The organism is Sanguibacter sp. Z6_81 (assembly GCF_057180625.1).
This window is the reverse complement of the sequence record NZ_JBXUFV010000001.1, coordinates 808,914-821,599: the sequence shown is the minus strand read 5'-3', so window position 1 is coordinate 821,599 and position 12,686 is coordinate 808,914. Positions and strand designations below refer to the sequence as shown.

Below are 12,686 nucleotides of genomic sequence, written 5' to 3'. Positions count from 1 at the left end.
TCCCACGGCACGCCCGTCGCCGGCTGGGTCAGGAGTCCCGGTCGGGTGGCCGGTTCCCGCGCGACACCTCGGCAGAAGTGATTTACGCTTCAAGTATCCAGCGGGGCGGGTGGCGCACCGCAGACACACGGAGGACCCATGACCAGGATCGCGATCGTCACGAGCAGCATCCGTCCGGGCCGACAGAGCCGTACCGTCGCCGACTGGGTGGCATCCATCGCCGCCCAGCGCGACGACGCCGAGTTCGAGGTCGTCGACATCGCCGACTTCGACCTGCCCCTCTGGGACGAGGAGACACCGCCGTCGTTCGGCAAGGGCGTCAAGCCGCACACCCGCGCGTGGTCCGAGGCGATGGAAGGCTTCGACGGGTATGTCTTCGTCGTCTGCGAGTACAACCACTCCGTCTCCGGCGCCCTGAAGAACGCCCTCGACTACCTCTACGTCGAGCTCAACAACAAGGCTGCCGGGTTCGTCAGCTACGGGTCGGCCGGCGGCGCACGCGCCGTCGAGCACCTGCGAGGCATCCTCTCCGAGCAGCAGGTCGCGCACGTGCGCAACGTCGTCCTCATGCCCCTGTTCTCGGACTTCACCAACTACACGCAGTTCACGCCGTCCGAGCCGACGACGCAGTCCGTCACGCCGATGCTCGACCAGCTCATCGTGTGGACGCGCGCCATGGAAGCCGTCCGTGCCGGGACGTTCGCGACGCCGTCGGCGTCCGCGGGGGCCTGACGGGTCAGTAGATGGTGCGGCCGTGCGCGTCGGGGATGCCGGACTTGCGGAAGAAGTAGGTGTTCACCTGGTCGCGCCACTCCGTGGCGCTGCGCAGCTGCTCCGCGAGCCGCTCCTGCAAGCGCTCGAACGTCGCGTCCGGCACACCTCCCTTGAGCGTCGTGACCGCCTCGGCCATCTCCTGCACACGCTCGACCCCGGCGAAGTGGGTGTCGTAGATGTGCTGGACCACCGTGGCGCCGGAGTGCAGCACGTGGGTGTACGGGACGTGGTGGAAGAACAGCAGGAGCTCGTCCGGGCACGTGTCCACCGGCTCGTAGATGTCGCGCCACGGCGGCGGGTACTGCCCGGTGTACCCCGTCCCGGTGGCGCGCGTGCGGTCCACGCCGATCCCGTCCCGGTCGGCGAAGTGGTACGTACCCCACGGCGAGTACTCGTACCCGTCGACGGACGGCCCGTAGTGGTGGTTGGGCTGCACCATGAAGCACACACCGAGGGGCGCGGTGTACTGCTCGTACGTCTGCCACGAGTCGTCCATGACCGCGTGCAGCGTCGCGCGGACCTCGGGGTCGTCGCCGAACGTCATGCCGATCCACTCGTCGAGGATGACGAGGGGGTCGCACGTCGCGTCCCACGCGAGCCTGCCGAACGCGAAGAGGTTGGCCTGAGCGAGCGGGTGCCCGGTCCAGAACTCGTCGTCACCGACGTTGGAGACAGCCGTGATGCCGCCGCGGGGTCCCCCACCGACGCGGCCCCGGCCGCCGACGACGTCCGCCACGCTCCGCTCGTCCCCCCACAGCCGGAAGTCGAGGATCTCGCTCCACTGGGTACCGAGGTAGCACACGTGCTTCTGCTGCCCCGTGTACTCCTGCGTGACCTGCAGCTCGACCGCGAGGCGGGTGCTGCCCATGGCCGCGAGGACCGGGGAGACCGGCTCGCGCACCTGGAAGTCGAGAGGACCGTACTTCACCTGCAGCACGACGTTGTCGTCGAACGTCCCGTCGAGGGGCGCGAAGTGGTCGTACGCCGCCCGGGCGCGGTCGGTGGACCGGTCCCGCCAGTCCTGCGTGTGGTTGTAGACGAACGCGCGCCAGAACACCGTGCCGCCGTGGGGCTCCAGCGCCCGCGCGAGCATGTTCGCGCCGTCGGCGTGGTCCCGGCCGTACGCGAACGGCCCGGGTCGCCCTTCGGAGTCCGCCTTGACGACGAAGCCCCCGAAGTCGGGGATCACCTCGTAGACGCGGGCCACGGCGTCGGCCCACCACGCCTGGACACGCTCGTCGAGCGGGTCCGACGTCTCCATGCCGGAGAGGGTGATGGGGGCAGCGAAGTCGACGCTGAGGTACACCCGGATCCCCCGGGCGCGGAAGATCTCCGCGATGCGGGCGACGTCGGGCAGGTGACGCGTGAGGAGCTCCGCCTCGCGGGGGTGGACGTTGACGTTGTTGAGCCCGACGGCGTTGATGCCGATGCTCGCGAGCGCCCTCGCGTACTGCTCCACCCTGCTGAGGTCCTCGCGGACGCGACCGTCGGCATAGAAGATCGACGCCCCCGCGTACCCACGCTCGACGGGCCCCATGGGGGTGTCGGCCGCGATGTTGTCCCAGTGGTCGAGCATGCGCAGCTCCTGGGCCGGCTCGTGGAGCTCGACGTGGCTGTCCGTGGTCGTGAACGCCGCCTCGCCCTGGCGGACGATGTGGTGCAGACCGTAGAGGAGGCCCGCGCCGTCGCCGGCGAGCACGACCGTCACGCCACGATGGCGCAGCACGAGGAAGCCGTCCGGCACGGGTGCGCGCTCTGCCGCGTCCTGCTGCGCGCACAGCATCGACGCGGTCGTCGCGTCGGGGTCGTCGTCCGGCAGCGCGCTGTGCCAGGCGCCGACCTCGCCGAGGGTGGCGAGGACGAGGTCCACGTCGGCACCCTCGCCGACCACGGCCCCCCCGTGCGTGCGCGTCGCGTCGTCCACGTCCTGGCGGACCGCTCGGGCGATCGCGGTGTCCGGGGCGAGGATCTGGATGCGTCGTGAACCGACTGCGGCCCAGGCCGTGGGCCCGAGCCAGAGCTGGTCAGCAGCTGACGTCTGCGTCATAACGGTCGGACCTCGCATCGTTGGGAGAGGTGCGTGCTCGCCGGCGTCGGGCCGGCTGGAAGTTCGCGGAACGGACGACGGTACGTTCGACACCCTCATCAGTGCAATCGGTACGAAGAGGATAGGTTTACGTACGGCCGTTGGTCAAAATATACTCGCGGGACCCCGCGCACTCATGGGACCCGCGCCCGGCGACGTTGCCGCGCACGGTCCGACGACGCTCCTGCCCACGCCCCAAGGACGGTGCCCGCATGGCCTTCTTCGACCTTCCCCTCTCCGAGCTCGAGCACTACCGCCCGGACGTCGCGGAACCCGCTGACCTCGACGCGTTCTGGGAGAAGATCCTCGGGCGGGCGCGCGCCGTGGAGCAGAGCGTGAGCGCCGAACGCGTCGCCAGCGACCTGCGTCTCGTCGAGATCTGGGACGTGACGTTCCCCGGGCACGACGGAGAACCGGTCCGCGGGTGGTACACCCGCCCGGCCGGAGCCGGTGACACCCCCCTGCCCGCCGTCGTCGAGTACCTGGGCTACGGCCGCGGCCGTGGCCTCCCGGGCGAGCGCCTCACCTGGGCGAACGCCGGGTACGCGCACCTGCTCATGGACTCCCGCGGCCAGGGCAGCGCCGGATCCCCCGGCGCCACGGCCGACCCCGTCGGGTCCGGCCCGGCCACCCCCGGCATGGTCACGCGCGGCATCGCCGACCCCGAGACGTACTACTTCACGCGCCTCATCACCGATGCCGTGCGCGCGGTCGACGCCGTCCGGGCACTCCCCGGGGTCGACCCGGCGCGGGTCACCGTGACCGGCAACAGCCAGGGCGGAGGGCTGGCGCTCGCCGTCGCCGGACTCGTCCCCGACCTGCTCGCCGTCATGCCGAACGTCCCGTTCATGTGCCACCTCGAACGGGCCGTGGGGCTCACGGGCCAGGACCCGTACAACGAGGTGCTGCGCTACCTCGCCGTCCACCGCGACGCGGAGGAGCAGGTCTTCCGCACCCTGTCCTACGTCGACGGCGTCAACCTCGCGAAGCGTGCGCAGGCTGCCGCCCTGTTCTCCACCGGTCTGCAGGACACCATCTGCCCGCCGTCGACCGTGTTCGCGGCGTACAACCACTACGCGAGCGCCACCGGCGGCACGCCGGACCGGGAGATCAACGTCTACAAGTACAACCACCACGAGGGCGGCGAGGCGCAGCAGGTCCTCGCACAGCTCGCGTGGCTCGCGCCGCGAAGCGGCGTCTAGGGGTCCGGCGGTGAGCGCGCAACGACTGGCGAGCAGCATCCACGAGGCACAGCCGAAGATGTGGCGGGCGCTCGAGGTCGCGGCGCTCGAGCCGCACCCGTCGGTGCTCGTGCACCTCGACCCCAAGGGTCCGCATGCCCGGGCCCACCGGCGGCGCAGCCTCGTGTGGATGATCCCGGTCCTGCTCGTCGCCGCCGTCGTCTACGGTGCACCGGTCTGGGGGTTCACCACCCTCATCGGGGACCGGTACGGACGGGCCGACCCCGACCCCGCCGTGACGATTCCCGTCGCCGGGGTGTGCTTCGCGGTCACGCTCCTCGTCGTCCTCGGCCACATGGTGAGCTGGCACCGCCGAGGGCGGCCCCGGGACACCGTGGCCGAGACCGTCGGCATCGTGGCCTGCGTGCTCGGCGGCATGAGCGCTGTGGCCGCCCTGAGCCGGGGGGTGGACGTGACGCCTCCGGGCTGGTCGGTCTGGATCGGGGTGATGGTCGCCGCCTCGATCGCCGGAGGGGTCCTGTGGCGCCTGGTCATGAGGCCCCGGAAGCGCGCGCCGGGCCAGGACGGGCGGGCGCGCAACGCCCCTCTCGCGCGGGTGCGGGACGAGGTCGCCCGGCTCACCCCGGCCGACCGCGACGCGGTGCAGCGAGACCTCCACGGCGCGCTGCGCGACCTCGCCGCGCGGGACGTCATCCGCGAGAAGGACCTCGCCTGGGCGTTGCGCGCCGAGGTGGGGACGCTGGCGATGCACATGTCGCAGAAGCGCCGCACGGTGTGACCGGGCCGGCGGGGAGCGTGCCGCGCCGGCGTGCGGCGCGCGAGCTCTCGCCCGACGTCGTCGCGACCTACGCCGCGTCACCCGAACGCCAGCAGGTGCTGTACCGGCGCACGCTACGGGTCGTCGTCCTCTCGCAGGTCTTCGGTGGGGCCGGCCTCGCTGCCGGGGTGACGGTCGGGGCGTTGCTCGCGCAGGACATGCTCGACAGCGACGGGCTCGCCGGGTTGCCCACCGCCCTGTTCACGCTCGGGTCGGCGGCGACCGCGTTCCTCGTCGGACGCGTCTCGCAGCGCCGCGGTCGTCGCGTGGGGCTCACCGGGGGTTTCGTCGCCGGGGGTGTGGGGGCGCTCGGCGTCGTCGCTGCTGCGGTGACCGGGAACCTCGTGCTGCTGTTCGCGTCCCTGCTCGTCTACGGCGCCGGGACGGCCACGAACCTCCAGGCCCGCTACGCGGGGACCGACCTCGCGACACCGGAGCGGCGCGCGACGTCCGTGAGCCTGGCGATGGTGTCCACGACGCTCGGTGCCGTCGCGGGGCCCAACCTCGTCACCCCGATGGGCGACGCCGCCGCGGCGATCGGCATCCCCGCCCTCGCGGGGCCGTTCCTCCTCGCCGCCGTCGCCTACCTGGCGGCCGGGGCCGTCCTGCTCGTCCTGCTGCGCCCGGACCCCTTCCTGCTGGCGCGGGCGATCGCCGCGCAGGACTCGTCGTGGGCGCCCACGTCGGAGCACGACTCGTCCTCGGAGCCATCGGCTCCCGTGGACGACCGGCCCGTCGGCGTCGACCGGGGCGTCGTGGTCGGCGCGACGGTCATGGTCCTCACCCAGATCGCGATGGTCGCGATCATGACGATGACCCCCGTCCACATGCGCGCGCACGGCCACGGGCTGACCGAGGTCGGCGTCGTGATCTCCGTGCACGTGGGCGCGATGTTCCTCCCCTCGCTCGTGACCGGCATGCTCGTGGACCGGCTCGGCCGGACGGTCATGTCGGTGGCCTCGGGTGTCACGCTGCTGGCCGCCGGGATCGTCGCGGCGACCGCTCCCGAGCACTCGATGGTCCAGCTCATGATCGCCCTGGCGCTGCTGGGGCTCGGATGGAACGTCGGGCTCATCAGCGGCACGGCGCTCGTCGTCGACGCCACCCCGCTGAGCACCCGCGCCCGCACCCAGGGAAACCTCGACGTCCTCGTCGCCCTGGCCGGGGCAGGCGGCGGTGTCATGTCCGGCGTCGTCATGGCCGGCACGAGCTACGCCGCCCTGTCCCTCGCCGGTGGGGTCCTCTCGCTCCTGCTCATCCCGGTGGTGCTGTGGTCCCGCGGTGGACCCCGGCTCGCCGGTGGGGCAGGATCCACCTCGTGACCAGCACCGTCTCCCCCCACGACGTCATCGAGACCCTCCCCGGCAACGGCACCGCCCGCTCCGTGGTCCTCACGTTCGACGACGGCCCCAACCCCCCGCACACCGTCGAGCTCCTCGACCTCCTTGCTCGCGAGAAGGTGCCCGCCGTCTTCTTCCTCGTCGGCCAGCAGGCCGAGGCGCACCCCGAGATCGTGCGGCGCATCGTGGCCGACGGGCACACCCTGGGGAACCACTCGTGGCAGCACGACGACCTCGAGGACTGGGAACCGGACGCGGTACGCGCCGACCTCGCGCGGACGCACGCCGCGATCCGCGCGGCCGTCCCCGACGCGCAGGTCCCGTTCTTCCGCGCACCGTTCGGCCACTGGGGCCGCACCATCGGCGTGGCCGCCGACATGGGCATGCGGTCGGTGGGGTGGCAGCTCGCTGTGGAGGACTGGGAGCCACCGGGCGTCGACGAGCTGCTCCGCCGCCTGCTCACGGTGGAGCCCGGCGGCGTCATCCTCCTGCACGACGGCGGGGGCGACCGCAGCGAGACCGTCGCGGCCGTCGCGCAGCTCATCCCCCGCCTACGCGCCGACGGGTGGACCTTCACGGTCCCCGCGTAGCGGTCAGGCACGTTCGACAGAGGCGGGCGGGTCCTACGCTGCACGTGATGACTGACTACGACGCGCGCCTCGTCGAGCTCTACGACGAGGACAACCCGGACGGACCCGATCACGACTACTTCCGTGCTCTCGCGGACGAGATCGGTGCACGCTCGATCCTCGACATCGGCTGCGGGACCGGCATCCTCACGGTCACCTTCGCTCGCCCCGGTCGCACGGTCGTGGGCATCGATCCGTCGCCCAGCATGCTCGCTCATGCCACCGGCCGCCCAGGTGGCTCGGACGTGCAGTGGATCCTCGGGGACAGCCGCGATATCCCGGGCGGAGGTTTCGACTACGCAGTCATGACGGGCAACGTCGCCCAGCACATCTCTTCCGACGACGCCTGGGAGCGCACGCTGCGCGACGTCCGCGTCGCGCTCCGGGGCGGAGGGGTCTTCGCGTTCGAGAGCCGCAACCCCCGGGTGCGGGCGTGGGAGTCGTGGGCCGCGGCAGAGCCGACGATCAGACCGACGGCTCGCGGTCCGCTGCGCGAGTGGACGGAGGCCACCGAGTCCGGGCCCGGGCTCGTCGACCTCATCTTTCACAACCGCTTCGAGGACTCCGGCGACGAGGTCGTCGAGGAGCTCACCCTTGCGTTCCGCGACCGTGACCTCATCGAGCAGCAGCTCAAGGCTGCCGGGTTCGCGCTCGACGGCGTCTGGTCCGACTGGGACCGGACGCCGTTCTCGGACGACGCGCCCCTGATGGTCTTCCAGGCTCGCCGTTCGGCGTGGTGAGGTGGCCCATGGCCGCCTACGTCCGCCCCGCCCTTCCGTCGCTCGTGTTCCGCGACGCGACCGGCGCGGTGATCGACTACGGCCACCGCTGGGCCGGGTCCCCGCCCGAGGACACGTACACCTCTGCGGAACATCCCGACCGATGGGCGCCGGTCGTCACCGTCGCGGACGCGCTCGTCGCGTACCTCGTCGAGGAGTACGACGTCGTCGTCATGCTCGACGAGCCCCCCGACGACGTGCCGGTCAGCACCACGGCTGGCCTCGACGTCGTGCGCGGGACCCGGCTCACGCCCTCGAATCCCTTGGCAGCGTCGCTGGAGTTCGTCGTCAACACACACCCCGCCGTGCACATCCGGGCTGGCCTCACGCGGATGTCCGGTTTCCCGGGGTGCGGGTGCGATGCGTGCGACGACTCGCTCGAGGACGTCGTCCAAGACATGGAGTCGTTCGTGCTCGCCGTCGTCGAGGGTCGGTTCACCGAACGGTTCCGGGGCTCGACGTTGCCTGGGCTCCTCTCGGCTGTCCGCTCGTCGTTCGAGCAGTCCGACGGGAGCGGGGAGCACGTCCTCCGCGGGATGGCACGCCGCGATCGGAAGGCACTCCGTCGGCGCCTCGTGCCGGTCCGCGACGGCTGGGAGCCGTGGCCCCTGCGCGAGCGGCACCGCTCCCCAGCCATCCGCTGACGCGTCGTAGAACGCGCCGTGCCCTCCTCGCGCAGCTCCGCGATGCGGCGCGCCCTGCCCGTGCCGCCGTCGGGGCGGACGGCGTCGACGTCGTCGCACCAGGTGTCGAAGATCCGCAGGAAGATCCACTGCGTCCAGCGCACGTAGCTCCGGTCGATCGTCGCGACGCTGCGGTGCGTGTCGTGCGCCAGGCCGGCGCGGTGCAGCTGCCGCCGGTACGTCACCATGTTCCGCTCGGTCACCAGACGCGGATGCTCGCCGGTCTCCGCGGCGTACTGCTCGGCGGGCAGCCCGAAGGCGTCAGCGTCCACGCGGGCGGGCGGGCAGGGCCGTGGCCAGGTGTCGCATGGCTGCATCCTTGGCCGTGCGCGGGCTGATGCCGACGGCTGAGAGAAGTTCACTGAGGCGGGACGGGGTGATGCGGGTCGTGGGCATGAGTCCGCCGAAGAGCCATTCGGTTGTACTTGTTCGCTGGCGCATGAACAGCCCGTGAACTCACGCCCCGAAGCTTGCTCTTCTGTATTCATGTGGGTCAATATAGACATACGTCGATAGAGGAGAGTCATGTCAGACACCGGCCACGAGGTCATCATCATCGGCTCGGGCCCGGCCGGGTACACGGCCGCCGTCTACGCCGCACGCGCCGGCCTCGCCCCTCTGGTCCTCGCCGGCTCGATCACGGCCGGTGGCGCTCTCATGAACACGACCGAGGTGGAGAACTTCCCGGGCTTCGTCGACGGCATCCTCGGGCCTGACCTCATGGAGAACATGCAGAAGCAGGCCGAGCGCTTCGGCGCCGTCATCGAGTGGGACGACGCGACCGAGGTCGAGCTCGACGGCGACGTGAAGACCGTCCGCACCGGCAACGGCGAGACGTACACGGCGCGCGCGATCATCCTGGCCACCGGCTCCGCCTACCGAGAGCTCGGCCTGCCCGACGAGCAGCGCCTCTCCGGGCGCGGCGTGTCGTGGTGCGCGACTTGCGACGGGTTCTTCTTCCGCGACCAGGAGATCGTCGTGGTCGGGGGCGGAGACTCCGCCGTCGAGGAGGCCACGTTCCTGACCCGATTCGCCTCGAAGGTCACGCTCGTCCACCGCCGGGACGCCCTGCGCGCCTCGAAGATCATGGCCGAGCGCGCAGCGGGCGACCCGAAGATCGAGTTCGCCTGGAACTCCGAGGTCGTGGGCATCAGCGGCGACGCGAAGGTCAAGGGCATCCGGCTCCGCGACACCCTCACGGGTGAGGAGCGTGACCTCGACGCGACCGGCCTGTTCGTCGCGATCGGTCACGACCCGCGCACCGATCTCGTCCGCGGGCAGGTGACGCTCGACGCCGAGGGCTACATCGAGGTCGAGGGCCGCACCACCCGCACGAACATCCCCGGTGTCTTCGCCTGCGGCGACGCCGTCGACCACCAGTACCGCCAGGCGATCACCGCCGCAGGATCCGGCTGCTCCGCGGCCATCGACGCCCAGAACTACCTGGGCGACCTCGTGCACGCAGCCGCGTCACCCACCCGGCTCGTCGACGCCCTGGAGGCACTGTGAGCACCGCAACCGTCGTCGTCACCGATGCCACGTTCACGTCGGAGATCCTCGAGTCTGACGTCCCCGTCCTCGTCGACCTCTGGGCCGAGTGGTGCAGACCCTGCAAGCAGGTCGCACCGGTGCTGGACCGGATTGGCGCCAAGCCACGCACCGTCCTTTCCGCAGCGATCGACGAGGTGCTCGCGTGACGACAGCGACAGAGTCGCCCACAGCAGCCCCGGCCCGCTTGTCGACACTCGATCGCTGGCTCCCGATCTGGATTGGGCTAGCGATGGTCGCCGGCCTCGTGCTCGGCCGCTTCGTGCCGCCACTGTCCGACGCGCTGACCGCGATGGAGGTCGGCGGGATCTCCGTGCCGATCGGCGTCGGTCTGCTCGTCATGATGTACCCGGTGCTGGCGAAGGTCCGGTACGACCGCGTCTCCGCCGTCACGGGAGACACCCGGCTGCTCGTGAGCTCGCTCGTCCTCAACTGGCTCGTCGGCCCGGGGCTGATGTTCGCCCTGGCCTGGGTGTTCCTGCCCGACCTCCCGGAGTACCGCACGGGCCTCATCGTCGTCGGGCTCGCGCGCTGCATCGCGATGGTCGTCATCTGGAACGACCTCGCGTGCGGGGACCGCGAGGCGGCCGCCGTCCTCGTCGCGATCAACTCGGTCTTCCAGGTCGTGGCGTTCTCCTTGCTCGGGTACTTCTACCTCACGGTCCTGCCCGGCTGGCTGGGGCTCGACACACAGGGTCTCGACGTGTCCATCGGGCAGATCGCGCTCAACGTCCTCGTGTTCCTTGGTGTGCCGCTCGTAGCGGGCTTCGCGTCGCGCTGGGTCGGTGAGCGTGCCAAGGGGCGCGACTGGTACGAGGAGCGGTTCGTCCCGCGCATCGGCCCGTGGGCGCTCCACGGGCTGCTCTTCACGATCGTCCTGCTCTTCGCGCTCCAGGGCGAAGCCGTCACCTCGGCCCCGCTCGACGTGGTCCGCATCGCCGTGCCGCTGCTCGTGTACTTCGGCCTCATGTGGGGCATCGGCATGGTCACGGGCCGGTCCCTGGGGCTCGGGTACGCCCGGTCGACGACCCTTGCCTTCACGGCTGCCGGCAACAACTTCGAGCTCGCCATCGCGGTCGCGATCGGCACGTTCGGTGCGACGTCGGGGCAGGCTCTCGCCGGTGTCGTCGGCCCGCTCATCGAGGTCCCGGTCCTCGTCGGCCTCGTGTACGTCTCCCTGTGGCTGGGGCGCCGGTGGTTCGCCGGCGACCCCACGGCCCCCGCCGGTCCGCGGCGGAACCCTCTAGGAGGAGTGTCATGATCACCATCGACACCGAGTGCGCCCCGGCTCCCGAGACGCACACCATGGGGGTCGACGCCGCAGAGCGCGTCGGCTCCACCCTCAAGGCGCTGGCGGAGCCGGTGCGGTTGAGGATGCTCTCGCTCATCACCACGTCGGCGACAGGCGAGGCGTGCGTGTGCGACATCAGCGCGATCACCGACCTCGCCCAGCCCACGGTGTCTCACCACCTCAAGGTCCTCAAGGACGTGGGGGTGCTGACCTCTGAACGCCGGGGCACGTGGGTCTACTACCGGGTGGCTCCCGCACTGCGTGGGGCCGTCTCCACGCTGCTCGAGGCCTTCGCCCCGGCGGCGCTCGATGCGGGCCGCAGCGGCACCGAGCTCGTGGGCCTCACCGATGTCGACAACACGCTCACCCGCATGGCCGACGAGCTGCTCCAGCACTTCCCCGGTCTCGGCGACGACACCGTCCTGCGGATCGTCCGGGAGTCCTACACGGCTCTCGCTCGCCGGTCGACGGTGCGGACCCACCTCGTCGTGACGACTGAGCGGTTCGCCCGGCAACGGCTGGCCGACCTGACCCGTACTGCGGCACCTGCCGAAGAGCACCGCCCCCAGGTGCTCTTCGTCTGCGTCGCCAACGCCGGCCGCTCCCAGCTCGCGGCGGCGTTGCTGCACACCTATGCCGGCGACGCCGTCGTGGTCCGGTCCGCCGGGTCGGCGCCGGTCGGCGCGGTGCACGCGGGCGTCCGTCCGGTCCTCGACGCGCTCGGTGCACCGGATGCCTTCCCCAAGCCGCTCACCGACGACGCCGTCCGTGCCGCGGACGTCGTGGTGACGATGGGTTGCGGCGACACGTGCCCGGTCCTGCCCGGCAAGCGTTACGAGGACTGGGTCGTCGGGGACCCGGCGCTGGCCTCACCCGAGGGCGTGGCCGCGATCCGCGACGAGCTCGACCGTCGTGTCCGCAGCCTGCTGGCGGACATCCTGCCCTCGTTCACCCTCCCTGCCGACCACCCTGCGGCCTCGGCCGCACCGACCGATACCCAGGAGAACTCATGACCACGACGACCGACACGACCACGGGCGCGACCGCCGAGCAGTCCCGTCCCAGCGCGCTCTTCGTCTGCGTGCACAACGCAGGCCGCTCCCAGATGGCCGCTGGCTTCCTGCGCGAGCTGTCCGGCGGCGCGGTCGAGGTGCGCTCGGCGGGTTCGATGCCGGCTGACCAGATCAACCCGACCGCCGTCGAGGCCATGCTCGAGCTCGGCATCGACATCCGCGCCGAGCAGCCCAAGGTCCTCACCACCGAGGCAGTCCAGGCCTCCGACGCCGTCATCACCATGGGCTGCGGCGACGTGTGCCCGATCTTCCCTGGCAAACGTTACGAGGACTGGAAGCTCGACGACCCGGCCGGCCAGGGCATCGAGTCCGTCAGACCCATCCGTGACGAGATCCACCAGCGCGTCCTGGCGCTGCTCGACCAGCTCGGTGTACCTCCGGTCCCGCTGCGCACCGACGGCTGACTCGACCGACAGGGCGGAACGCCCGTGGTCGACGCCCGTCACGAACCCGACCGACGCTCC

The 12,686-nt window shown here is 71.3% G+C and carries 13 protein-coding genes; 12 read left to right on the top strand and 1 reads right to left on the bottom strand.

Features of this window, described 5'->3' with window-relative positions; translation table 11 throughout:
* Positions 1 to 138: 138 nt before the first annotated feature.
* The gene (locus AC2AXK_RS03900; protein ID WP_484344024.1) at positions 139 to 732 is read left to right on the top strand and encodes an NADPH-dependent FMN reductase; all 594 of its coding nucleotides are present in this window, start codon (positions 139 to 141) and stop codon (positions 730 to 732) included.
* 4 nt (positions 733 to 736) lie between these two features.
* Here the strand turns inward: AC2AXK_RS03900 and AC2AXK_RS03895 are convergent, their stop codons facing one another.
* Positions 737 to 2,821, bottom strand: coding sequence for an alpha-glucuronidase (locus AC2AXK_RS03895; protein ID WP_484344023.1), 2,085 nt, complete (start codon positions 2,819 to 2,821; stop codon positions 737 to 739).
* A 251-nt stretch (positions 2,822 to 3,072) separates the two neighbouring features.
* Between AC2AXK_RS03895 and AC2AXK_RS03890 the strand changes: the two genes are divergently transcribed.
* The 11 genes from AC2AXK_RS03890 (at position 3,073) to AC2AXK_RS03840 (ending at position 12,626) form a co-directional block, all read left to right on the top strand.
* Positions 3,073 to 4,062 carry an acetylxylan esterase gene (locus AC2AXK_RS03890; RefSeq protein ID WP_484344022.1) on the top strand — a complete coding sequence of 330 codons (990 nt, stop codon included), beginning with the start codon at positions 3,073 to 3,075 and terminating at the stop codon, positions 4,060 to 4,062.
* Positions 4,063 to 4,072: 10 nt separating this feature from the next.
* Entirely contained in the window at positions 4,073 to 4,840 is a 768-nt protein-coding gene (locus AC2AXK_RS03885) for a hypothetical protein (RefSeq protein ID WP_484344021.1), read from the top strand.
* A complete protein-coding gene (locus AC2AXK_RS03880) occupies positions 4,837 to 6,201 on the top strand; it encodes an MFS transporter (protein WP_484344020.1) in 1,365 nt (454 codons plus the stop codon). Before AC2AXK_RS03885 ends, AC2AXK_RS03880 begins: the two co-directional genes overlap by 4 nt.
* On the top strand, positions 6,198 to 6,809 hold the full coding sequence (locus tag AC2AXK_RS03875; protein WP_484344019.1) for a polysaccharide deacetylase family protein: 612 nt from the start codon (positions 6,198 to 6,200) through the stop codon (positions 6,807 to 6,809). The genes AC2AXK_RS03880 and AC2AXK_RS03875 overlap by 4 nt, the downstream gene beginning before the upstream one ends.
* 47 nt (positions 6,810 to 6,856) lie before the next feature.
* Entirely contained in the window at positions 6,857 to 7,588 is a 732-nt protein-coding gene (locus tag AC2AXK_RS03870) for a class I SAM-dependent methyltransferase (RefSeq protein WP_484344018.1), read from the top strand.
* A gap of 8 nt (positions 7,589 to 7,596) precedes the next feature.
* On the top strand, positions 7,597 to 8,271 hold the full coding sequence (locus AC2AXK_RS03865) for a DUF6226 family protein (RefSeq protein WP_484344017.1): 675 nt from the start codon (positions 7,597 to 7,599) through the stop codon (positions 8,269 to 8,271).
* Between the two features lie 564 nt (positions 8,272 to 8,835).
* The gene (trxB, locus tag AC2AXK_RS03860) at positions 8,836 to 9,819 is read left to right on the top strand and encodes a thioredoxin-disulfide reductase (RefSeq protein WP_484344016.1); all 984 of its coding nucleotides are present in this window, start codon (positions 8,836 to 8,838) and stop codon (positions 9,817 to 9,819) included.
* The gene (locus tag AC2AXK_RS03855) at positions 9,816 to 10,007 is read left to right on the top strand and encodes a thioredoxin family protein (RefSeq protein ID WP_484344015.1); all 192 of its coding nucleotides are present in this window, start codon (positions 9,816 to 9,818) and stop codon (positions 10,005 to 10,007) included. Before trxB ends, AC2AXK_RS03855 begins: the two co-directional genes overlap by 4 nt.
* Complete coding sequence (gene arsB, locus AC2AXK_RS03850; RefSeq protein ID WP_484344014.1) at positions 10,004 to 11,119, top strand: ACR3 family arsenite efflux transporter; 1,116 nt, start codon at positions 10,004 to 10,006, stop codon at positions 11,117 to 11,119. The genes AC2AXK_RS03855 and arsB overlap by 4 nt, the downstream gene beginning before the upstream one ends.
* Entirely contained in the window at positions 11,116 to 12,162 is a 1,047-nt protein-coding gene (locus AC2AXK_RS03845; RefSeq protein ID WP_484344013.1) for a metalloregulator ArsR/SmtB family transcription factor, read from the top strand. The genes arsB and AC2AXK_RS03845 overlap by 4 nt, the downstream gene beginning before the upstream one ends.
* The gene (locus AC2AXK_RS03840) at positions 12,159 to 12,626 is read left to right on the top strand and encodes an arsenate reductase ArsC (protein ID WP_484344012.1); all 468 of its coding nucleotides are present in this window, start codon (positions 12,159 to 12,161) and stop codon (positions 12,624 to 12,626) included. The genes AC2AXK_RS03845 and AC2AXK_RS03840 overlap by 4 nt, the downstream gene beginning before the upstream one ends.
* The last annotated feature ends 60 nt before the right edge of the window (positions 12,627 to 12,686 follow it).